This window comes from Polaribacter sp. 2405UD43-2, assembly GCF_058147125.1.
This window is the reverse complement of record NZ_JBYVJX010000134.1, coordinates 1-229: the sequence shown is the minus strand read 5'-3', so window position 1 is coordinate 229 and position 229 is coordinate 1. Positions and strand designations below refer to the sequence as shown.

The 229-nt window shown below is 26.6% G+C and carries 1 pseudogene; it reads left to right on the top strand.

Annotated features, from left to right (window positions below):
* Positions 1 to 15 precede the first annotated feature (15 nt).
* Positions 16 to 229: pseudogene (locus tag ACY2RX_RS15030) on the top strand (RNA methyltransferase); the annotation flags it as partial.

Sequence of the window (229 nt, the reverse complement as noted above, 5' to 3'; positions counted from 1 at the left end):
TTTACAAATCAATTAATGAGTACCTCAAAAAATCAACTTCAACTCATAACAAGTTTATTGCAAAAAAAGTGTGGACAAAAGCATAAATTATTTATTGCAGAAGGCGTTAAAGTAATTTATGAATTCTTAACTTCTTCTTTAGAAGTTGAAGCTCTTTTTTGTACAGAAGATTTTTCTGTAGATTTAGTTGATGAAAAGATAGTTCGTATTTCAGAAAGTGATTTAAAGA